Raw genomic sequence first — 18891 nt, 5'->3', positions numbered from 1 at the left:
TCCCCCTATTTTATGAATATGCTCTATCCCAAAAGCGTTGTTTTGTCATAGCTTTAATAAATTCATTTGCTAGTCGCGTAGAGTCTTGTTCTATTAAAACACCAGGCTTTCCTTCGATATTTAAAGATTGAATAATAGAAGAGCCATTTTGGAAGGAGCCAATCGGCTTAAAGTGATTATATGATTCTACGACAAATGAACTTGCGTTGTTAAGAAAATGATCATCCATCTTTCCGCCGATAAGAAGTAATCCATCATAAAGGAGTGGTGAGCCTGTTAAGAAAGTATCATTTACTTCCCACTGTCCATTTGGCGTTCCCTGCACTATGCCTAATCGTTCTGAAACGATCACTGGCAGTTAAAGAGTTTTCATCGTTTGAAATTTTAATACCTGTATTTGTTGTTATCTCCTTTCCTTCATTTTCACGCATGAAAGATTGGAGTTGTTCGGTCTTTTTATTTTTTTTGCCATCCATAAAAAACATCTCCCATAATATACGTATTATTGTTTATGTTTTTTATGCTTGTATATAGCATGAAGATATTGCATAGTTGGCATGATTTTCCTCAAATGTTCGATTTATCTTTGTTTGTCTATGAAAATCATTTATTATAATAAATGGTATTCTTCGAGATATTATTTTGAAGGGGTGTTGAAGTGAAAGAAAATTTTCTATCATATAAAGAAGAAGAAAGAAATGCAAAAATCCTTTTATGGGTGTTATATGTCATTGTTATTGTATATCAAATTTTCTATGCAATCGTATTAGAAGATAAATCAATAATGGATAAGGGATACAACATAATATGGCAAGTTATTTGCGGAGTAGCAATACTGTGCGTGAATATATATTTAATGAAAAAAGAGAAGGCAAACCTTGTTAAATATGCATGGATATTTGCATACATAGGGATAGAACTCGCTAATATATTTTCGTATGTTTTTTATAATAAGGCGGCGTTTGATGCGACAAATATAATAGAAATTATTCTCATTTTCTTTGTACCTATATTTTTAAATAAAAAATTCTATGTGTTTTTACTTTCCTCTATTGTAGGAAAATATTTAATTTATTTATTTGTATTAGAGGAAGTAAAAGCATTTATGTTCCTTATTATGTATACACTTATGTTAATAGCTGCATATATCATTTTAAACCGATTTTTACAATATCTTTCAGCTGTAAAGGAAAGTATTGCGATTGCTAGTGAATCACAGAAATTAGCAGTAATCGGAAAAATGGCAGCGACGGTTGGACATGAAATTAAAAATCCACTTGCTTCATTAAAAGGATTTACGCAATTACAACGAGAGAAGCATGAAGAGGATCCTATTTATAAACGTATGATTTTTGAAATAGAAAATATGAATAATATGATAAGTGAGTTAATGGAAGTTGCTACATGCAAACCTTCTATTTATAAGAAACATGATGTAGGAAAAATTGTATTACAAGTAATAACAAGTCTTCGTGAAAAAATAGATGAATTAAACATTCAGTTTATTTCTAATGTGGAAGAAAAAACAATAGAAGTTGAATGTGATGAACGAAAAATAAGAGGAGTCTTTTTATATACGATAAAAAATGCTTTAGAGGCAATGGGACAAGGTGGTATATTACATTTACAATTAGAAAATAAAGGGAAAGAATATGTAATGATCAGTGTGATCGATAATGGTCATGGCATTAAGCAAGAAAACTTACCCCGTGTTACAGAGGCCTTTTATACAACGAAACAAGATAAAATTGGTCTGGGACTGACGGTAGCGAATCGAATTGTCGCCGAGCACCTTGGTGAGTTGCATATTTCAAGTGAAAAAGATACTGGAACGAGAATAGACATCATTCTCCCAAGGAAGTGTGGAAATACTGAAATCCAAGTGGAAGAAAAGCTAGGAGTTACCATATGAATAAAGGCTATATATTTAAAAATGAAGAAATAAAGGCGCTGAAAGCATTTTTAAGTTTATTTTTTATTATATTTTTCGTATATGATCTTGCCTATGAATTTATCGTACCGTTAATCGGTGGAGAGCAAGAAGGTGTAGGAGAGTTTGAAGATGGTTTAGGTTTATGGCTTTACTTTTTGATGGTGGTATTGTTTTGCATTGGAATATACTTTATGAAATGGAAGAATGCTTTTGCGGTAAAGTATATTATTCTAATTGGCTATAATGTATTAGATTGTATCCATAACATTATGATTTATTATGGTAGCGATGCAGAATTTGACGGTGGAAATATAGTAGAAGGATTTTTTATTTTGTTTGCACCAATCTTTGTGAATAAAAGATATTTCTGGTTAGTTCCAGCGATACTTATCGGAAAGTATGCTCTTACAGGAATCATTATTCAATCTTCTCTCGTTTTAATCCCAATGGCATTATATAGCGTATTTACTATCATATGTTGGATTATATTTTTAAGGGTTCAGTCTTACGTTCGTACGCTTGAGATGATGGACAAAGAAATAAAACAGACAGAAAAACTAGCAGCTGTTGGAAAGATGGCAACGGTTATTGGTTATAAGATTAGAAGACCTTTAGCAAACTTAAAAAAACTTGTGAATAAACAAGCAGACAAGCATCCAGAGGATAAAATTTATAGTGATATTATGAAACAAGAAGTAGATCGGATTCATATAATTGCTACAGAACTTAGTGGATTTGAGAAATCTAAATCACTAGAATCAGAAACTCATAACATACAAGAAATTATTTCTTATGTTATTCGAGTTATGGAAAAGCCAGCTTTAAAACAAGGAGTTTACATACAAGGTATTTACAGTAAAGACTTACCATCAATTACATGTGATGAAAAACGATTAAAACAGGTCTTTTTTAATTTAATCAAAAATGCAATTGAAGCAATGTCAGTTGGCGGAACAATTACGATTAAAGTTACTGTAAAAGATGGAATCATCGTTCAAGTGAAAGATGAGGGATGCGGCATTCCGAAAGATAAAATTCCAAAGTTAAATGAAGCCTTTTATACAACGAAAGAAACAGGAACTGGTCTAGGTTTAGTAGTTACAGAAAAAATTATTAAAGACCACAACGGTAAAATAAGTTTTGAAAGTGAAGTTGGGGTTGGAACGACGGTTGAAGTTATGTTACCACTGCATTAACTACAAAAAACATCACTTATTTGGAAGTGATGTTCTTGTGTTCTTCTTAGGTAGACGTTCTAAAAAGAGGACGATAACGAAAAATAATATATTGATAGTGTAAAAAGAAAATAATGGATGTTTTACTATGAAAAATATATAATGGCTTTGTCTGTTATTTGTTGTAGTTCATTTATATTTCTATTTGTTGACCCGAATTTCGGGTCTTTTTTTATGAAATGAATTGCTATATATCAGTAATTAGAAAAATAGAATATACAGCACTTGCAGTAATTCCAGGGGTAATATAAAGGGATATAGCATCTCCTCTTGCAACTGGGTTTCCAGTTGTAATACTAGTCCAAGTTACAGTAGCGGGACCTACTGCCGGAGTAGGATTAAATACTTGAATTTGTCCTGCTCCGCTATCCGTTGGTTTAATGGAAAATACCATAGTTCCGGTAATTTTGTCAGTAGTAGTTAAGGTAATAGTAGATAGGATGTAGCTAGAAGAAGGGGTTGTGAGGTTTGTTGGGACATTTCTGCAAATATTAATCGTATAAATAGCAGCAGGTAAATTATTTATATTTATAGACGCAGAAAAGCCGACAATACTACCGGCTCCAGCAGTGACATATGGAATAACATTGGAGTCAATTCCAGGAGAACCCGCTATACGTTGAAAACCAGCATTTGTTCCTTGAAAAACAATACTTTTTGCTGAAGCACTATCGGCAGATCCCGTAGGTCCGGTGTTCCCCGTAGGTCCAGTGTTCCCCGTAGGCCCAGTGATGCCGGTAGGCCCGGTACTACCGGTAGGTCCACTTTCTACTAATACGATATAATCTGGAGATATATTAGGAAACCCTTGAGGTGCATCTTTTTTTACAACATAGCCACTGCCCGTATAAGTGACAACTTGTCCTTTTTTATAGTTGGGAGCCGCTGCTAGACTAAAGGTGGTAGTACTTTGGAAACCAGCTCCGGAAGGTCCAGCATTACCCGTAGGTCCGGTGTTCCCCGTGGGTCCAGTGTTCCCCGTGGGTCCAGTGTTCCCCGTGGGTCCAGTGTTCCCCGTGGGTCCGGTGTTCCCCGTAGGTCCGGTGTTCCCCGTAGGTCCGGTGTTCCCCGTGGGTCCGGTGTTCCCCGTGGGTCCAGTGTTCCCCGTGGGTCCAGTATTTCCGTTAGAACCGCTGTTGCGTCTGCCATCGCAACTAAAAAAATTACGTGGGTACATATATGTTCTCCTTTCTATATTTTCAAAATCTAGTTTTTAAAATAGAACTAATATATATATTATGAATTCTATAATTTTGTGTGGCAGATCGTCTTTTGTGTCTAGATTTCAAAAGATAGCGGGAGGAGAATTAAGTAGTGTTAGAGCCACCATTTTTCCTGAGGAAGTAAAATAACATCCACATCAAAATTCTCTTTAAACCAATCATACATCAATGTCTCTTTCACTAAATATTCAGAGGCAGAGTGTGACACACCAATCAGAGACATATTCGTTTCTTTTACATAATCCATAATGAGCGAGTATTTATGTCTGCCGTAATCATTATCGATATGGCAATGGATTTCTCCTGTAATATATGCTTCAGCACCTTTTTCTTCTGCTTCCTTCATTAAAGATACGACATCGCCACATCCAGCGATAATTGCGATTTTTTTGATGGAATCATGTCGTTTACCTTCGAAGTCTGTGTAAGGAATCTGGAAGAGTTGTTTTAGATGTTTTTGGAGTGCTTCTGTTGATGTTTCATCTATTTCACAAATAAGGCCAACTGGTTCTTGTTCTGGACCTCCATATGCAAAGTCGTCCACTACAGTAGCGTTTAATGCTTTTGCAATTGAAATACTCGTTCCATGTGTTTGATGAAAATCCATTGGTACATGACATATATATATAGAAAGTTGTTTTTCTTTTATTCCTTGCAAATATTTTTCAGGAATTGGTAAGAAACCGCGGCCTGATCTTCCAAGCGGATCACCGCACTCCATTACAAGGGGATGATGCATAAAGAGTAAATCACCGGGTGTGGATTGTGAAATGAATGTTTCAAGAACGTCATCTGTAGGGAATACAGCTAAAAATACTTTGTTTACATTTTCAGATCCGTGCATCATAAGGCCGTTAAATAAATCTACAAAATTTGCTTCGAAAAATTGTTGCCAAGGAAATTTGATAGGATCATATACGGCTGGGATAAATCGACTAAAGGCACTATCTTTTCCGTATTTTTCAATTTGGAATAAGTGATCGAGTGATTGCTCTATTTTTTTTAAGGCTGGCATGTTTTATAATCCTCCTTAAGATGATTCTTGCTTTATGAGTTGTTTGGATTCTTCGTAGCAAAATAAGAAGCGGATAGGAAACAAATAAAACCTAGAATCCAGCTAATAGAAGGAGAATAGGGAAGTACATGCTGTAATAGCATTCCGCTAGAAATGAAGAAACTACTAAATACACCTAATAACATGGGATATCGTTGTAGTTTGAACACAGATAGTAAACATCCTTTCTCCTGCATGAACTACTCATAAAAGCTCGATTGCTGAAACTTTATCACATACATTGTATATTAGTCTTAATTTTCTGTATATAACTTTTAAGAAAAATGATGATACAATATATGAATGATAAGAGAAGAGAGGATGAAGATTAACATATGTACGTTACTGTAACAGAAGCAGCATATAAAAAGATTATGGATACGATTCCAAGTGAAGCGAAATATATAAAGTTATTTTATGATAATGAAGGTTGCGGTTGTGTTATGAGCGGAATCATCGATTTAGTAGCTGTAGCAGAGAAAGATGAGCGCGATGTGGATATTGAATCAAGCACAATGAATTTTATCGCTGATCGTACAAAGCTTGTATTTATGGACGATAAGTTAACGGTTGATTGGCATGAAGGTGGAGGAACTTTTCAGTTGAAGAGCCCAAGCCAGTTTTATAATCCAAATATGAAATTACACGTTCGAGTATAGTAAAGGTGAGTCCAAAATGTATTTTGGACTCACTTTTTTTATTTTATAAGTCGCTATTATTGTCGATAAGTCGCTATATTGAAAAAATCGCTGATATAAATGGAGTTGCGCTGATATATTTGGGAAATCGCCGATATAAATGGAGTTGCGCCGATATAATTTCATTTACCAAAACGTTTCATATAATAAAAAGATTTTTTCACATAATGAAATGTACATGTGATTGAATTTTCTGTATAATCTTCTTTGCGGAGGGGATACGCATGAGAAGATGGGGAATTGAGTTATTAATTTTAAGTGTTGTTATTATTTGGGGGATTAACTATACAATTGCGAAGTATGGACTTTTAGAATTTACAGCAATTGAGTTTACTGCACTTCGTATGATGGCGGCGGCACCGCTTCTGTTACTCCTTACCTTTTGTATTGAAAAGTCGGTTTATATGGAGCGAACGGATATACCTAGATTAATTATCGTTAGCGTTGTAGGTATTGTACTGTATCAAACGTTATTTATGGAAACTGTCAAATATACATCCGCTACAAATGCCTCTTTACTCATTTCTATTTCACCTATTTTTACAACTGCATTTGCGATTTTCTTGAAACAAGAAAAGTTTTCTTCTCGAAAGTTAATCGGTTCTATGACTGCCTTTGTTGGTGCAGCCTTAGTTTTAGTAGCAGGACATTCACTTACTAGTTCTTTTTATGGCAATGGAATTGGACTTATTACATCAATATGCTGGGGGCTTTATCCTGTTTTAGCAGGACCATTAATTAAAAAATATTCAGCATTACGTGTTACTGCATGGTCTGCATTAGTGGGTGCGATTCCGCTATTATTGTTAAGTGGTCCACATGTGTTTGTCATGCCATTTCACATTACTCACGGAATGACACTATTTGCTTTACTATATTCTATTTTCTTTGTAACAGTATTTGGTCTAGTAATGTGGTATGTTGGTGTTCAAAAAATTGGGGCGTCACATACGATGGTATATATGTATATAACGCCGCTTGTAGCGGTTCTATTTGCAGCTGTCTGGGCAAATGAATATGTATCGTTTCAACAAATCATCGGTGGAATTATCATTTTTGTCGGTCTATGGTTTGTGAAATCGGAGAAAGTAAAAGTTCATTCTATTGCAGGGGAACCTATATCAAAATAGGAAAACAGATCACCTATGATCTGCTTTCCTATTTTTTTATTTTTGGTAAGAAGATGAGAAACAAGATAGCAGTAATAAGTGGAATTAAGTTTAAAAATGGAATACGGAAGAGTGTAATAAGAATAATACCTGGAAGAAGAACACCGAGGACAGCGTAAAAAATGCTATGATTTTTCGTGTACCAATACAATGAAAGTCCAATAAGTGCAGGGATAATGAGGTGAATGAGAGCCATTAAAAAATAAATCATTAGACGCCCCCTTTATTTGTGTGCTTATTACATCATATCCGTATGTTCATAGATTGATATCATTTTTTTCATAAATGGACGAAAAAAGTTTGAAAAACCGTCACAAAATATGAGAATATGATGTTTGAAATCTTGTATAATATTATTTTCTAAAAACATTTAAACAACATAAACATACTGTTTATGTTGTTTTTAATTTGAATGAAATGAATGTAAGGAATATGAATTTGAAAGAAATTTTTTGTTGGATAGATAAGAACTAATGAAGAGAGGTACAGCATGATTAGTATGTCACTAAGATCATTTAAAATCCAATCGTATTATATACTAGGTATTTTGTTACTAGGTTGGATGTTAACACCGTTTTCAGCACACTTTTTAGGCGCTGGAATTGGGCTTATTGTAAGTATGTATTGCGTTTGGCTTTTAGGCAGAAGAATTGAGAAGCTTGGAGATAGTATTGTAAAGAAGACGAAAGCACCGACACTCGGTATGTTTAACCGTTTTGCAGCTGCCATTTTGGGTGCTATTATTATGTACGAAATTGAGCACCACATGGTTATGTGGGCGTTTGCAGTAGGGATTATGGGTGGGTATTTCTTAATCGTTGTGAATTTAGGTTACTATAGCATGAAAGATGAGAAAGAACTAACAAAGAGCTAAAAAGATAAAAGACTTCTTTTTAGATGGAATAGATGATCCAGTCACGAATAGAAGCGGTCAGGGCCTTTTTTAGCCCCATACGATGTGAAACCCGAGAGATGTAGTGAGTAGGGATATAATGTATATATTCGAAGCTGTAATTTTATAATCTAGGTCACAGATGAAGAGATTAGCGTTTCACTTTATATAAGATATAGAAAGAAGCTTACGTTTTCACGTAAGCTTCTTTTTTATGTAAGTGTGTGTAACCGTTAAGCCGCATTGGGTTTTGTCGGTGAGTACGCGAAACTTTACGGTTACACGACACTTATTCATATGAGTAAAGGGTTATTCCAACAGAAAGTTTTAATTTAAGCGATTGGACCGCCTAAGTTAATAATGTCTTCAGATACGCTGTCGAACTTTTTGAAGTTAGCTTTGAATTCATTTGCAAGTTCGATTGCTTTTGCTTTGTAAGCAGCTTTATCAGCCCAAGTTTGTTCAGGCATTAACACTTCGTCAGGTACACCTGGTACGTGAAGTGGAACTTCAAGACCGAAGATATCATGTTTAGCTGTTTCAGTTTTTGCAAGTTCACCGTTTAATGCAGCTTGAATCATTGCACGAGTGTAACCTAAGTTCATACGTTTACCAACGCCGTATTCGCCACCAGTCCAGCCAGTGTTTACTAAGAATACTTTCGCATCGTGTTTCTCGATTTTTTCACCAAGCATTTCAGCATAGCGAGATGCATCAAGTGGTAAGAATGGTGAACCGAAGCAAGTTGAGAATGTAGCTTGCGGAGAAGTAACGCCGCGCTCTGTTCCTGCTAGTTTACTAGTGTAACCACTTAAGAAATGATACATAGCTTGCTCTTTTGATAACTTACTGATTGGAGGCAATACGCCAGATGCATCAGCAGTTAAGAAAATAATTGTATTTGGGTGTCCAGCAACACTTGGCAGTACGATATTGTCGATCGCATGCATAGGGTATGCAGCACGAGTATTTTCTGTTAAAGTAGTATCGTTGTAGTCGGCGATACGTGTTTGGTCATTAATGATAACGTTTTCTAAAACAGATCCAAATGTGATTGCATCGAAAATTTGTGGTTCTTTCTCGTGAGAAAGGTTTACACATTTCGCGTAGCAACCGCCTTCAATATTGAATACACCGTTATCAGACCAACCGTGCTCATCATCACCGATTAGTTTACGGTTTGGATCAGCAGATAATGTTGTTTTACCTGTTCCAGATAAACCGAAGAATAGTGCTACGTCGCCTTCTTCACCTACGTTTGCAGAGCAATGCATAGAAAGAATATCTTGTTCAGGTAATAAGAAGTTCATAATAGAGAAGATTGATTTTTTCATTTCTCCAGCGTATTCTGTACCACCAATTAGTACGATACGTTTTTCGAATGAAACCATAATGAATGCTTCAGAGTTTGTACCGTCAACAGCTGGATCAGCTTTGAAATTCGGTGCAGAAACAATTGTGAACTCTGATTCATGAGTTGTTAATTCTTCTTCAGTTGGACGAATGAATAATTGATGTACAAATAAATTGTGCCATGCATATTCGTTAATAACTTGAATTGGTAGGCGGTAATTGCGGTCAGCGCCTGCAAATCCTTTGAAGACGAATAACTCTTCTTTTTCTTTTAAGTATTCTAAAACTTTAGTATATAATTTATTAAAATGTTCTTCAGAAATCGGTTGGTTCACAGCTCCCCAAGCAATTTTGTCAGCAACCGATGCTTCTTTCACAATAAATTTATCTTTAGGAGAACGTCCTGTATATTTTCCAGTTGAAGCAGAAACGGCACCAGTAGAAGTTAATTTCCCTTCATTTCGCATTAATACTTTTTCCACTAATTGCGGAACACTTAGTTGAATCTGTGCATTGCTTCCGTTCAATAATTCGTGTAAACCAATTTGGACATTCACAGTACTCATATTTATATACCATCCTTTTCATTTAATGAAATATTTCTCGTAATCCCCAACAAGAGTATAACACAATTATATAAATAATGTATACTATTTATTTCTTTTTGTTTGTGTGAATGCATTATTTCCCTATTAATATTTCATTTCAGGCGTATTGAGAAAAACTTTCAGGAAAATGTGAATATTAATTGACAAATGAATATCATTTCTTTAGTATAGGTTGGGACGGATACTCTCTTATCCCGAGCTGGCGGAGGGACAGGCCCGATGAAGCCCAGCAACCTCACTTGTAGTGGTAAATACAGGTGAATAGGTGCTAAAACCTGTGCGAGGCTACAGGTCTCGAACGATAAGAGCGAAGGGCAAAAAGCAGTATGCAAGTAGCAAATTAAACCTTTCCTCTATGTAAAGTAGGAAAGGTTTTTCTGTATGCTTGTGTGGGAGAATAAATGTATGTCGCAGTTTGTGGCAAATTAAGGATGAGTTCCGTACAATATATACAATTACTGTAGGGAGGTTTACCACATGACAAAAAAACGTCATCTGTTCACATCTGAGTCTGTAACTGAAGGACATCCAGATAAAATTTGTGACCAAATTTCTGATTCAATTTTAGATGCGATCTTATCAAAAGACGCAAATGCACGTGTAGCTTGTGAAACAACTGTAACAACTGGTTTAGTATTGGTAGCGGGGGAAATTACGACTTCTACTTACGTAGATATTCCAAAAATCGTTCGTGAAACAATTCAAGGCATTGGTTACACACGCGCAAAATACGGATTCGATGCAGAAACTTGTGCAGTTTTAACATCTATCGATGAGCAATCTGCTGACATCGCTATGGGTGTTGACCAAGCGCTAGAAGCACGCGAAGGTCAAATGACTGACGCTGAGATTGAGGCAATTGGTGCAGGAGACCAAGGTTTAATGTTTGGTTTCGCATGTAATGAAACACAAGAGTTAATGCCACTTCCAATCTCGCTTGCTCACAAATTAGCTCGCCGTTTAACTGAAGTACGTAAAGATGATACATTATCATACTTACGTCCGGATGGAAAAACGCAAGTTACAGTTGAGTATGATGAAAATGGTAAACCAGTACGTGTTGATACTATCGTAATTTCTACACAACATCACCCAGATGTTACATGGGAAGAAATCGATCGCGACTTAAAAGAGCACGTAATTAAAGCTGTAGTACCAGCAGAATTAATGGATGGAGAAACGAAATTCTTCATTAATCCAACTGGCCGCTTCGTAATTGGTGGACCACAAGGTGATGCTGGTTTAACAGGACGTAAAATCATCGTTGATACTTACGGTGGATACGCTCGCCACGGTGGCGGTGCATTCTCTGGTAAAGATGCAACGAAAGTTGACCGTTCTGCAGCATATGCAGCTCGTTATGTTGCGAAAAACATCGTAGCAGCTGGTCTTGCTGAAAAAGCAGAAGTACAACTTGCATACGCAATCGGTGTAGCACAACCAGTATCAATTTCAGTTGATACATTCGGCACTGGTAAAGTATCTGAAGACGTACTAGTAGAGCTAGTTCGTAACAACTTCGATCTTCGCCCAGCTGGTATTATTAAAATGCTAGACTTACGTCGCCCAATTTACAAACAAACAGCAGCTTACGGCCACTTCGGACGTACTGATGTAGATCTATCATGGGAACGTACAGACAAAGCAGCAGCTTTAAAAGAGCAAGCTGGTCTATAATATATGAAAAAAAGCTTTGCGCGGTGAGCGCAAAGCTTTTTTTATTTATAATTACGTTGGAATAAAGCGAAGAGTTCAATGTCATGCCAATTGCCATTGCGGAATATAGCTTCTTTACAAGTTCCTTCATGTTGAAAACCGAGTGATTTATATAATTTAATTGCTCTATCGTTAAAAGAAAATACTCGTAAAGAAAGGCGATGTAAATTTAATTCTAAAAATGCATAATCCAATAATAAGGTGAAAGCTTCCTTCCCATAACCTTGCCCCCAGTAATCCTTGTTACCAATATCAATAATACATTCAGCGTTTCGGTTATACGAATCAATATGAATTAAAGAAGTAATACCAATTGAAAGATGCGTAGATTTTTCTTCAATGATATAGCTCTTAGAGTCCGAAGAATGAATAAATTGCTGGCAAAGTTTTTCTGTGTCTTGAAGGGAATATTTATCAAGAGTGAGCGTAGTTGAACTCATAACGTCTATATCATTATGCCATTTATAATATGTTAGAATATCATCTTCGGAAAACTTTCGTAACTGGATACGGTTTGATTCAAACAATGTAAGTCCTCCTTTTGTATTTCCTTTTCACATGATTTACAAAGGATTGATTTCTTCTGGAACATATGTAATCAACCTTTCATTTGACGTGCTTTACCTGCGCAAAAGGCACTACTTAGTAAAAATAGTGTCGCGAATATAATGCTTACTAATGTAGCGTATGGAATTGCGCCTTTTAAGGAAAAGCCGACAGTGATTGAAGCGATGAATAAGAGGATAAATGTTGTTGTTAATTTTTTATAAAGTTCCATACTATGTAGACCTCCAATTTATTTTTTAGTACAAGTTTTAAAATTGAATTCTATTATGTAGAAAATATAAAGAGTAGCTAAAGATATGTAGTCTAGGAGTATAAGAAAGGGCACTTTCCTTTTTGTGGGTTAGTATACTTATATTGTATCATGGCGCATGATTGGCTTCATACATAATTGTGTAAAGGTATGTATGATAAAATGAAGAAAAGTCTTTAAGAAAGGAAAGATAAAAAATGAGTGTAACTGAACATAAAAAACAAGCTCCAAAAGAAGTGCGTTGCAAGATCGTGACGATTTCCGATACACGTACGGAAGAAACAGATAAGAGCGGACAACTATTACATGAATTGTTAAAAGAAGCGGGACATAAAGTAACTTCTTATGAAATTGTAAAAGATGATAAAGAAAGTATTCAGCAAGCAGTGTTAGCTGGTTATCATAAGGAAGATGTAGATGTTGTATTAACAAATGGCGGTACTGGTATTACGAAACGCGATGTCACAATTGAAGCAGTATCAGCGTTATTAGATAAAGAAATTGTTGGATTTGGTGAGCTGTTCCGTATGATTAGTTATTTAGAAGATATCGGAAGCAGCGCAATGTTAAGTAGAGCGATTGGTGGTACAATTGGGCGCAAAGTAGTCTTCTCGATGCCAGGGTCTAGCGGAGCGGTTCGCCTTGCGATGAATAAATTAATTTTACCGGAATTAGGTCATATTACATTTGAGCTGCATCGCCAATGAGTAAGTATGCTGGAATTGTATTAGCAGGTGGTATGTCGAGTAGATTCGGTGAGCCGAAAGCGTTAGCAATTTGGAAGGGAACTACTTTTGTTGAGCATATTGTGAAAGTGATGGGAAATACTTTGCAAGACATTGTAGTAATTAGCCATACTGATATAAAAGAGCGAGTAGAGCAATTCGTACAAGTACCTGTTATAGAAGACATTCCGCACTATAAAGGGAATGGACCGCTGGCCGGCATTGTATCAGGAATGGAATACATAGAAGCAGATTGGTACGCTATTATGCCTTGCGATGCACCAAACGTGTCGCATGAATGGTTTACCATTTTACTAGAGCAAACGAACAATGAATATGATGCGGTTGTACCTATTATTAATGGAAGAAAACAACCGCTACTTGCGGCGTATCATAACCGCGTGAAAGAAAAGATTTATGCTTTACTTCAGGAAGAAAAAAGAAGTATGGGGCAGCTTTTATCACAATGTAATGTGAAGTATGTTTCTGGAGAAGATGTACAAGCGAATGCGGATTGGTTTATAAATGTAAATACGAAAGAAGAATATGTGCAGGCTCAAAAAGACCTTTCAAATGAATGAAAGGTTTTTTTGATATACAGAATTGGGGAACAATTGCTGTATAAAGGTATGTGAGTAAGTTGATTTTAAGGGGAATTCTTAAAATCATTATACAGTTAAAATACTGTATAACCATATATTAATTTTTATGGGTTTTTATTACAAGTCTGTTTAGTTATGTTTATTTTTGATATAATTAATATAGAAATAAAACAATGCTTAACCTTATGTATCATTTATTAAACTAAAATTTATGACCATGTAATAAACTCCCTTCGTTTTTTTGAAGGGAGTTTTTCTATTTAAGCAAGCAACTCTGATGCGTTATGCTGAAGGACTTCTTCATATTGGTTAAGCAAGCCACGAAAGATCTCATCCCAGCTCTTTGATTTCGCAAAAGAGGAAGCTGCTATTCCCATCTGCTCAAGTTTTTCTTCATTTTGTAATAAAAAATAAATGGATGATAGAAATGCATCTTCATTTTTAGGCGGACAAAGAACTCCCGTTTTTCCATCTGTAATAATATTTTTAACCCCGCCACTATTTGCACCAATAACAGGTGTACCGCATGCGAGTGATTCAAGTACGACATTTCCGAATGTTTCAGTAGCTGATGGAAATACCATTATGTTAGAACAAGCATATGCTTCAGCTAAATCTGCACTTTGTAAATAGCCAGTAAAAGTGATATTTGTTTTCGGAACAGCTTCACGTAAACTTGTTGCTAGAGGACCGTCTCCTGCTATAAGCCAATGAATGTCGCTTCGAGTATGTGCTGATTTAACGATAAGATTTTGCAACGTATCAATATCTTTCTCAGGAGCAATTCGTCCAACGTAGGAAAGGACGTACTTCGCTGTAATATTATATTTTTTTCGGAATAGGTCTGTATTGTAAGCTGGATGAAAGAGTGTGCAATCTACACCACGTCCCCATATAGAGAGGGTCTGAAAGCCTTTATGTTTTAATTGATGTAATGTTTCAAAGGAAGGTACAAAATTTTTTTGCATATGACTATGAAACCATTTTAAATAGTTCCAAAGCATATTGGAGAGGAATTCGATTTTGTAATAACGTAAATAGGCATCGAAATCAGTATGATAAGAACCGACAACTGGGATGTTTAACTTTTTTGCATAATACAATCCACAAAGTCCCATGTTGAAAGGTGTGGCAATGTGAATAATGTCAGGTTTAAAGGAAAGTAGTTCCCGTTTAATACGTGGAGTAGGAAAAGAAAAACGACATTCTGGATATAATATTGTTAACGGGATACTTCTCATCTTATTCACATTCGCTACAAAATTATCTTCAGCTGTATGCTGAGGGGCGAAAACAGAATAGGCGATCTGTTCTTTCTGAAAATATCGTGTTAATCGCTCTAACGTTTTCGCAACCCCGTTAACTTGTGGCGTAAAAGTATCGGTAAAAATGGCGACTCTCATCATATCACTCCTTTATGTGAAAAGTGGGATGAATTGATAAAAAGAGATGATGCCAGAGCAAGTGCCAAGGCACATACCGACGAATACATCTGACGGATAGTGAAGTCCTAAATAAATACGTGAAATACCTACGCATAATGCTAACGGTAATAGGAAAGCAAGTAAGCTTGGATTATAGCAAATAAATGGAATGAAGACAGAGAAAACGGCTGTTGTATGACCAGACGGGAAAGAGTGGTCTTTTAATGGATGGACTGGATATTTTGCATCCTGAATTGTTAAATAAGGACGTTTTCGTGGATAACATCTTTTTAATATTTGTACAGGAATATGGCTTATTGCTAAAGAAATAGCAGTTGCAATTGCTGCTTGATGTAAAGTACCTTTTGCAAAAATTAAAAAGAAAAGTGTGAGTGCGATGGAGAAAGTCGCGCCACCGATATGAGTAATATTGCTGAAAAAGATATTTAATGTTTTTTGATCAAAGTAGCGATTAATTCCTTTGAAAATGTAACATTCTATTTTATATAATCCACTGACCTTCATGAAAATTCTCCTCCCTCGTTTACATATATATGGAGATATTAGCTTTTATTTTAATAAGATTTTGTTGAGGGAGTAATAATGTTTTGTAAAGAAAAAGTTAGATTTTATATAAAAAAAGCTGCCAATCTTATGGCAGCGGAAATTTACTTCTGTAATGATTTATAATATTGACCTTTTTCAACGTATTGCGTGCGAATACGCTCCATATCTTTACGGTCTTCTGCTGTTAATTCACGAATGACTTTCGCGGGACGACCGAAAGCTAACGTGTTTGGTGGAATTTTCTTTCCTTGTGAAACGAGGCTTCCAGCGCCGATAAAAGCTCCTTCGCCAATTTCAGCACCATCTAATATAATGGATCCCATTCCAATTAAAGCATCTTTTTTAATATGACAACTATGTAAAATAACTTGATGCCCAACTGTAACATCATCTTCTAAGATAAGAGGATACTGAGGGCTTTGGTGGAGTGTACATTGGTCTTGTACATTTACTCGGTCTCCAATGATCGTTGGTGACACATCACCACGGATGACTGTATTAAACCAAATACTTGATTCCTCGCCAACGTAAACATCGCCTGTAATCGTAACATAGTCAGCGATAAAAGCACTACTCGCAATTTTCGGTTTTTTTTCTTTGTAAGGATATATCATGTAAAGTCTTCCTTTCCTAGAGACTAGTTTTAGTGTATCAAATTATGAGAAAGAGTGAAATGGAGGAGAGCCGTATGTGGAATTATGAAGCGGAGGAAGCAAAGGCTGTCATTGTTATTGTGCACGGCGCAATGGAATATCACGGACGTTACGAAGCCGTTGCGGAAATGTGGAATCATATCGGCTACCACGTCGTGATGGGGGATCTTCCGTCACATGGAACGACTTCAAGAAATAGAGGACATATTGATTCATTTGATGAATACATAGAGGAAGTTAAACTATGGGTGAAAGAAGCAAGAAAGTATAGGTTACCTATTTTTCTATTCGGTCATAGTATGGGTGGTCTTATTGTCATTCGTATGATGCAAGAAACGAAGAGAGAAGATGTAGAGGGTATTATTTTGAGTTCGCCTTGTTTAGGGGTAGTGACTGGACCCTCTGCTCCGCTTCAATTTGCTTCAAAAATATTAAATGTTGTGGCTCCAAAATTGCAATTTGCAACGAATCTTACGGTGGAAATGTCAACACGTAACCACGAAGTGAGAGATGCAATGGAGAATGATTCTTTGTTCTTGCGCAAAGTATCAGTACGTTGGTATAGTGAATTGATTAAGTCTATCGAAATCGCTCATAAAAAAATAGATGATTTTCCAGATGTTCCGCTCTTGCTAATGCAAGCTTGTGAGGATAAACTTGTAGATAAAACACGTGTCCGCACTTGGTTTGATAATGTTAAAATAAGTGATAAGGCTTTTAAAGAATGGCCGAATTGTTATCACGAGTTATTAAATGAGTATGAGCGTGATGAAATTTTGAGTTATATTCAGTCATTTACTGAAATGCATGTCAATAATATAGTAAAAACAAACAAATAAATCATTATTTGTACATTTAATAGAGGAGATGAAGGAAGAAGTGAACGTACCGAGTAATCCCATAACGCTCATGGCGAAAGTATACCGTGATGTGTTTCCGGTTGTACACCATGAGCTAGCGATGTGGAAAGAGCGTGCCTACCATATTCCGAATGATGAGCTTCATAGTCAGGCAATCGCAAGTATTGAGCATAAAACGTTTCATTGTGAGGGCGGTGGCATTTTAGCTCTGCTAGCAAATGAACACCGAGAAGAATGTATTCGTTTTATCGTAGCGTATCAAACGATCAGCGACTATTTAGATAATTTATGTGATCGCAGTACATCACTTGATCCAAATGATTTTGCCGCACTGCATGAATCGATGTTAATGGCATTATCACCTGAAGTAGAAGGTGGCGGTAATTATTATCGTTATCGTGATGATCAAGATGATGGTGGTTATTTAGATGAACTTGTTGAAACATGCCAAGATGTTTTAAAGAAAACGAAGCACTATGACAAAATTGCTCCTGTTCTTCATGAACTTGCTTGTTATTATTGTGATTTGCAAATTCATAAACACGTGAAATTAGAAGAAAGAGAGCCGCGCCTGAAAAATTGGTTTGAAGCACATAAAGAAAACTTACCTGAGATGAGTTGGTTTGAATTTTCAGCATGTGCCGGTTCTACACTTGGAATTTTCTGTCTTATAGCATATGCATTTCATGATGAATTACATGATGAAGATATTGCGAAAATTAGACAAGGGTACTTCCCTTACGTACAAGGACTTCATATCTTACTTGATTATTTCATTGATCAAGAAGAAGACCGCGCCGGCGGGGATTTGAATTTCTGTAGTTATTATGAAAACGAGCAAGCAATATTAGATCGTATGAAACACTTTGTAGAAGAAGCAGAGAAGAGCATTGGTGATTTGCCTCATGCGAAGTTTCATCGCCTTATAAGCCGAGGGTTACTTGGTATTTATTTATCAGATCAAAAAGTATCAGCACAAAAGAATATGCACAAAATGGCACGGCGCATTGTAAAGTACGGAGGCCTCACTTCACGATTCTTCTATTGGAACGGGAAGATGTACCGAAAGAAAACAGCGCAGTGATGAAGAAAACCACTCATGTAGAGTGGTTTTTTGTTATAATATGGTAAAGGTGGTGGTGGAAATGAAGCGATTGTTTCAAAAGCTATATGACAATATTGAAGTAACATTACTTGTGCTACTTTCCATTTCATTTGTAACTGGAATGTATATGATGATGAATAAAACCGGCGGTCCTACAACGATGGATTATGTAGCTCAAATTATCATTGCATTGATTATTATAGTAGATATTGTTTTTTTAATAAGTGGTAGAAAAAAAGAGAACAGTAAATAAAAAG

At 36.0% G+C, this 18891-nt stretch carries 22 protein-coding genes, 1 pseudogene and 1 riboswitch; of the genes and pseudogenes, 11 read left to right on the top strand and 12 right to left on the bottom strand.

The features are described 5' to 3' along the window. Positions 1–10: 10 nt before the first annotated feature. Positions 11–355 (bottom strand): annotated as a pseudogene (locus M1D73_RS24435) (catalase); the annotation flags it as partial. Continuing rightward, a complete protein-coding gene (locus tag M1D73_RS24430) occupies positions 288–476 on the bottom strand; it encodes a hypothetical protein (protein WP_000348758.1) in 189 nt (62 codons plus the stop codon). The gene M1D73_RS24430 and the pseudogene M1D73_RS24435, both read right to left, overlap by 68 nt. Positions 477–658: 182 nt before the next feature. Here M1D73_RS24430 and M1D73_RS24425 point away from each other — a divergent pair, with 182 nt between their 5' ends. Together M1D73_RS24425 and M1D73_RS24420 are read left to right on the top strand one after the other, a co-directional pair. Next, complete coding sequence (locus tag M1D73_RS24425) at positions 659–1912, top strand: ATP-binding protein (protein WP_000662015.1); 1254 nt, start codon at positions 659–661, stop codon at positions 1910–1912. Beyond that, positions 1909–3129: an ATP-binding protein gene (locus tag M1D73_RS24420; RefSeq protein ID WP_001032628.1), complete on the top strand. Its 1221-nt coding sequence runs from the start codon at positions 1909–1911 to the stop codon at positions 3127–3129. Before M1D73_RS24425 ends, M1D73_RS24420 begins: the two co-directional genes overlap by 4 nt. 226 nt (positions 3130–3355) lie before the next feature. Here M1D73_RS24420 and M1D73_RS24415 read toward each other — a convergent pair whose 3' ends face one another. From M1D73_RS24415 to M1D73_RS24405, 3 genes are all read right to left on the bottom strand, one after another. After that, a complete protein-coding gene (locus M1D73_RS24415; RefSeq protein ID WP_121868478.1) occupies positions 3356–4345 on the bottom strand; it encodes a collagen-like domain-containing protein in 990 nt (329 codons plus the stop codon). 140 nt (positions 4346–4485) lie between these two features. Then, a complete protein-coding gene (locus M1D73_RS24410) occupies positions 4486–5406 on the bottom strand; it encodes a Nif3-like dinuclear metal center hexameric protein (protein WP_208755755.1) in 921 nt (306 codons plus the stop codon). A 32-nt stretch (positions 5407–5438) separates the two neighbouring features. Continuing rightward, positions 5439–5615, bottom strand: a complete 177-nt coding sequence (locus M1D73_RS24405; protein WP_168732375.1) for a hypothetical protein — start codon at positions 5613–5615, stop codon at positions 5439–5441. A gap of 165 nt (positions 5616–5780) precedes the next feature. Here M1D73_RS24405 and M1D73_RS24400 point away from each other — a divergent pair, with 165 nt between their 5' ends. Further along, positions 5781–6104, top strand: coding sequence for an iron-sulfur cluster biosynthesis family protein (locus tag M1D73_RS24400; protein ID WP_000289570.1), 324 nt, complete (start codon positions 5781–5783; stop codon positions 6102–6104). A gap of 263 nt (positions 6105–6367) precedes the next feature. Continuing rightward, entirely contained in the window at positions 6368–7273 is a 906-nt protein-coding gene (locus M1D73_RS24395) for a DMT family transporter (RefSeq protein WP_001255411.1), read from the top strand. Positions 7274–7301: 28 nt separating this feature from the next. On the opposite strand, the gene M1D73_RS24390 is transcribed toward M1D73_RS24395, so the two are convergent. After that, positions 7302–7523: a hypothetical protein gene (locus tag M1D73_RS24390; RefSeq protein WP_000639042.1), complete on the bottom strand. Its 222-nt coding sequence runs from the start codon at positions 7521–7523 to the stop codon at positions 7302–7304. 279 nt (positions 7524–7802) lie between these two features. Here M1D73_RS24390 and M1D73_RS24385 point away from each other — a divergent pair, with 279 nt between their 5' ends. Next, positions 7803–8186: an ATP synthase subunit I gene (locus M1D73_RS24385; protein ID WP_000624926.1), complete on the top strand. Its 384-nt coding sequence runs from the start codon at positions 7803–7805 to the stop codon at positions 8184–8186. Positions 8187–8536: 350 nt separating this feature from the next. On the opposite strand, the gene pckA is transcribed toward M1D73_RS24385, so the two are convergent. Further along, positions 8537–10123, bottom strand: coding sequence for a phosphoenolpyruvate carboxykinase (ATP) (gene pckA / locus M1D73_RS24380; protein WP_000108802.1), 1587 nt, complete (start codon positions 10121–10123; stop codon positions 8537–8539). Between the two features lie 228 nt (positions 10124–10351). After that, positions 10352–10473, top strand: a riboswitch (SAM riboswitch). Between the two features lie 169 nt (positions 10474–10642). On the opposite strand from pckA, the gene metK reads away from it, so the two are divergent. After that, positions 10643–11842 carry a methionine adenosyltransferase gene (gene metK / locus M1D73_RS24375; RefSeq protein ID WP_000163123.1) on the top strand — a complete coding sequence of 400 codons (1200 nt, stop codon included), beginning with the start codon at positions 10643–10645 and terminating at the stop codon, positions 11840–11842. A 41-nt stretch (positions 11843–11883) separates the two neighbouring features. Here metK and M1D73_RS24370 read toward each other — a convergent pair whose 3' ends face one another. Further along, on the bottom strand, positions 11884–12408 hold the full coding sequence (locus M1D73_RS24370) for a GNAT family N-acetyltransferase (protein WP_000464126.1): 525 nt from the start codon (positions 12406–12408) through the stop codon (positions 11884–11886). 71 nt (positions 12409–12479) lie between these two features. Then, positions 12480–12659, bottom strand: a complete 180-nt coding sequence (locus tag M1D73_RS24365; RefSeq protein WP_000424797.1) for a hypothetical protein — start codon at positions 12657–12659, stop codon at positions 12480–12482. A 236-nt stretch (positions 12660–12895) separates the two neighbouring features. Between M1D73_RS24365 and M1D73_RS24360 the strand changes: the two genes are divergently transcribed. Further along, complete coding sequence (locus tag M1D73_RS24360; protein WP_000117124.1) at positions 12896–13405, top strand: MogA/MoaB family molybdenum cofactor biosynthesis protein; 510 nt, start codon at positions 12896–12898, stop codon at positions 13403–13405. Beyond that, positions 13402–14004 (top strand): molybdenum cofactor guanylyltransferase, encoded by a 603-nt coding sequence (locus tag M1D73_RS24355; protein WP_000049596.1) that lies wholly within the window; start codon positions 13402–13404, stop codon positions 14002–14004. Before M1D73_RS24360 ends, M1D73_RS24355 begins: the two co-directional genes overlap by 4 nt. Before the next feature lie 281 nt (positions 14005–14285). Here M1D73_RS24355 and M1D73_RS24350 read toward each other — a convergent pair whose 3' ends face one another. The 3 genes from M1D73_RS24350 to M1D73_RS24340 form a co-directional block, all read right to left on the bottom strand. After that, positions 14286–15428 carry a glycosyltransferase family 4 protein gene (locus M1D73_RS24350; RefSeq protein WP_001261641.1) on the bottom strand — a complete coding sequence of 381 codons (1143 nt, stop codon included), beginning with the start codon at positions 15426–15428 and terminating at the stop codon, positions 14286–14288. A gap of 12 nt (positions 15429–15440) precedes the next feature. Further along, the gene (locus tag M1D73_RS24345) at positions 15441–15974 is read right to left on the bottom strand and encodes a phosphatase PAP2 family protein (RefSeq protein ID WP_000868579.1); all 534 of its coding nucleotides are present in this window, start codon (positions 15972–15974) and stop codon (positions 15441–15443) included. A gap of 143 nt (positions 15975–16117) precedes the next feature. Then, positions 16118–16630 carry a gamma carbonic anhydrase gene (locus M1D73_RS24340; protein ID WP_000640188.1) on the bottom strand — a complete coding sequence of 171 codons (513 nt, stop codon included), beginning with the start codon at positions 16628–16630 and terminating at the stop codon, positions 16118–16120. A 74-nt stretch (positions 16631–16704) separates the two neighbouring features. Here M1D73_RS24340 and M1D73_RS24335 point away from each other — a divergent pair, with 74 nt between their 5' ends. From M1D73_RS24335 to M1D73_RS24325, 3 genes are read left to right on the top strand one after another with little or no spacing between them, the layout of a single operon-like run. Further along, complete coding sequence (locus M1D73_RS24335) at positions 16705–17508, top strand: alpha/beta hydrolase (protein WP_000267421.1); 804 nt, start codon at positions 16705–16707, stop codon at positions 17506–17508. A gap of 40 nt (positions 17509–17548) precedes the next feature. After that, positions 17549–18613 carry a tetraprenyl-beta-curcumene synthase family protein gene (locus M1D73_RS24330; protein WP_121868480.1) on the top strand — a complete coding sequence of 355 codons (1065 nt, stop codon included), beginning with the start codon at positions 17549–17551 and terminating at the stop codon, positions 18611–18613. A gap of 40 nt (positions 18614–18653) precedes the next feature. After that, positions 18654–18887, top strand: coding sequence for a hypothetical protein (locus M1D73_RS24325; RefSeq protein ID WP_118961730.1), 234 nt, complete (start codon positions 18654–18656; stop codon positions 18885–18887). The last annotated feature ends 4 nt before the right edge of the window (positions 18888–18891 follow it).

It is taken from the genome of Bacillus sp. PK3-067 (genome assembly GCF_056738645.1).
The sequence above is the reverse complement of the archived record's forward strand: the minus strand, read 5'-3'. Positions and strand labels throughout refer to the sequence as shown.

Coding starts and splice junctions, on each gene's coding strand:
- M1D73_RS24430 (WP_000348758.1), bottom strand. CDS start 476: ATGGATGGCAAAAAAAATAAAAAGACCGAACAACTCCAATCTTTCATG.
- M1D73_RS24420 (WP_001032628.1), top strand. CDS start 1,909: ATGAATAAAGGCTATATATTTAAAAATGAAGAAATAAAGGCGCTGAAA.
- M1D73_RS24415 (WP_121868478.1), bottom strand. CDS start 4,345: ATGTACCCACGTAATTTTTTTAGTTGCGATGGCAGACGCAACAGCGGT.
- M1D73_RS24410 (WP_208755755.1), bottom strand. CDS start 5,406: ATGCCAGCCTTAAAAAAAATAGAGCAATCACTCGATCACTTATTCCAA.
- M1D73_RS24400 (WP_000289570.1), top strand. CDS start 5,781: ATGTACGTTACTGTAACAGAAGCAGCATATAAAAAGATTATGGATACG.
- M1D73_RS24395 (WP_001255411.1), top strand. CDS start 6,368: ATGAGAAGATGGGGAATTGAGTTATTAATTTTAAGTGTTGTTATTATT.
- M1D73_RS24390 (WP_000639042.1), bottom strand. CDS start 7,523: ATGATTTATTTTTTAATGGCTCTCATTCACCTCATTATCCCTGCACTT.
- M1D73_RS24385 (WP_000624926.1), top strand. CDS start 7,803: ATGATTAGTATGTCACTAAGATCATTTAAAATCCAATCGTATTATATA.
- pckA (WP_000108802.1), bottom strand. CDS start 10,123: ATGAGTACTGTGAATGTCCAAATTGGTTTACACGAATTATTGAACGGA.
- metK (WP_000163123.1), top strand. CDS start 10,643: ATGACAAAAAAACGTCATCTGTTCACATCTGAGTCTGTAACTGAAGGA.
- M1D73_RS24365 (WP_000424797.1), bottom strand. CDS start 12,659: ATGGAACTTTATAAAAAATTAACAACAACATTTATCCTCTTATTCATC.
- M1D73_RS24360 (WP_000117124.1), top strand. CDS start 12,896: ATGAGTGTAACTGAACATAAAAAACAAGCTCCAAAAGAAGTGCGTTGC.
- M1D73_RS24355 (WP_000049596.1), top strand. CDS start 13,402: ATGAGTAAGTATGCTGGAATTGTATTAGCAGGTGGTATGTCGAGTAGA.
- M1D73_RS24350 (WP_001261641.1), bottom strand. CDS start 15,428: ATGAGAGTCGCCATTTTTACCGATACTTTTACGCCACAAGTTAACGGG.
- M1D73_RS24345 (WP_000868579.1), bottom strand. CDS start 15,974: ATGAAGGTCAGTGGATTATATAAAATAGAATGTTACATTTTCAAAGGA.
- M1D73_RS24340 (WP_000640188.1), bottom strand. CDS start 16,630: ATGATATATCCTTACAAAGAAAAAAAACCGAAAATTGCGAGTAGTGCT.
- M1D73_RS24335 (WP_000267421.1), top strand. CDS start 16,705: ATGTGGAATTATGAAGCGGAGGAAGCAAAGGCTGTCATTGTTATTGTG.
- M1D73_RS24325 (WP_118961730.1), top strand. CDS start 18,654: ATGGTAAAGGTGGTGGTGGAAATGAAGCGATTGTTTCAAAAGCTATAT.